This is a genomic window from Actinomyces sp. 565 (genome assembly GCF_010365615.1).
Lineage (GTDB): Bacteria > Actinomycetota > Actinomycetes > Actinomycetales > Actinomycetaceae > Actinomyces.
On sequence record NZ_PIZD01000002.1, the window covers coordinates 94,230 to 95,748 of the forward strand.

Annotated in this window: 2 protein-coding genes; both read right to left on the bottom strand. The window is 64.8% G+C overall.

The window, feature by feature from the left end; all coding sequences use genetic code 11:
* Window positions 1-67: 67 nt before the first annotated feature.
* Window positions 68-544, bottom strand: coding sequence for a NifB/NifX family molybdenum-iron cluster-binding protein (locus GZ997_RS00490; protein ID WP_306823060.1), 477 nt, complete (start codon window positions 542-544; stop codon window positions 68-70).
* A 55-nt stretch (window positions 545-599) separates the two neighbouring features.
* A complete protein-coding gene (locus GZ997_RS00495; RefSeq protein WP_162678422.1) occupies window positions 600-1,355 on the bottom strand; it encodes an ROK family protein in 756 nt (251 codons plus the stop codon).
* Window positions 1,356-1,519: the final 164 nt, after the last annotated feature.

The window sequence follows — 1,519 nt, forward strand, 5'->3', positions numbered from 1 at the left end:
AGGAGGTAGGCGCGCTGCCTGCCGGTGCCCGAGCGCCGTCTCGATCTTGGGGCCGCCGACGCCTGAGTCATCGCTGGCTAGCGTCGTTAGGGTCAGCGCCCTGGGACTCCGCCGCCGCTAAGGCCGTGACGACCGCGGCACGGGCGCGTCCGCCCGGTGTCCCCAGCAGCCGCAGGCCCATCCGTGCCACTACCCGCTGCATGCCGCCACCCATATGCGTGGCAATGATGGTGTCCACGCGGTGCTCATTCAAGAACCTGACTATGCGCGCGTGGTGCGCTCCATGGCTGCCGACGTCATGGGCCGTGTCCCAGCCGACCTCGAACTCCTGCCAATCGGTGATGACCCCGGCGGAGGCAGTCACGACCGCAACGCGAGGCGCCCGACCAAACCTGGGCTCAACCTCACCGTCCGCGGTAACCGGAATCAGGACAGTAGAAGTTGGGCCAGTGAGCGGGTCCGTATGCGCTTGCGTCATGGCAACAGGTTGAACGCTATCGGCGAGGCCCGGTATACCCCGGTGCCCTGGTGTCTGGTCCCTCATCCCGGCCGGGGCGTCCTCAGCGATCGCCGGTACCCCGATGCCCTGGTGTCGGGTTCTATTGCTGGGCCGCACGGCTCGCCTGGTAGGCCGCACCCACGATGCCGGCAGTATTGAGCAGCTGCGCAGGCACGATCGGCGCCTTGAGCTCGAGCCGCGGCAGGAACTTATCGTGCTTCTTCGACACGCCGCCGCCGACCACGAACAGATCCGGCGAGAACAGCATCTCCAGATGTGAGTAATAGCGCTGCAGCCGCTTGGCCCACTTCTTCCATGACAGGTCTTGTAGCTCGCGCTGCCCGGACGAAGCGCGCTTCTCCGCATCGTAGCCGTCGATCTCGAGGTGCCCGAGCTCGGTATTTGGCACGAGCGTTCCGTCGACGATGATCGCCGAGCCGATGCCGGTTCCGAGCGTCGTCACTATGACCGTTCCGCTGACGCCCTTGGCTGCGCCGAAGGCAACCTCTGCCAGTCCTGCGGCATCCGCGTCGTTCAAAGCCGTTACCGGACGACCCAGGTGCCGCTGCATCAACTCATTGACATCGGTACCGGCCCAAGACTCGTCCAAGTTAGCGATGAAGGGAACCGTCCCGTGCACGATCGGAGCTGGAAACGCGACACCTACGGGGACGTTCGCGCTTATGCCGAGTCCTTCAACTAACTGCCTGCACACTTCCGCGACGGCGTCCGGCGTGGCCGACTGAGGAGTGGGTATGCGTATACGATCGCCGACGAACTCGCCGGTGTCCAGATCGACCCTGGCACCCTTGATGCCCGATCCTCCAATATCGATCCCGCATGCCACCGCAGTCATTGCATCCTCCTCGTAGCGACCTCTCGCTCGCGTTCAGAGGATAACCCAGTAGCGCACGTTGACGCGCCCGATTCGGCGCTTCGATTGTTGTGTGTGTGGTTGTGGGTGGGTGGGTGTGCCGGCGGTGTCCTACTCTCCCGCCCGCCTGTCGGGGGCAGTACCAT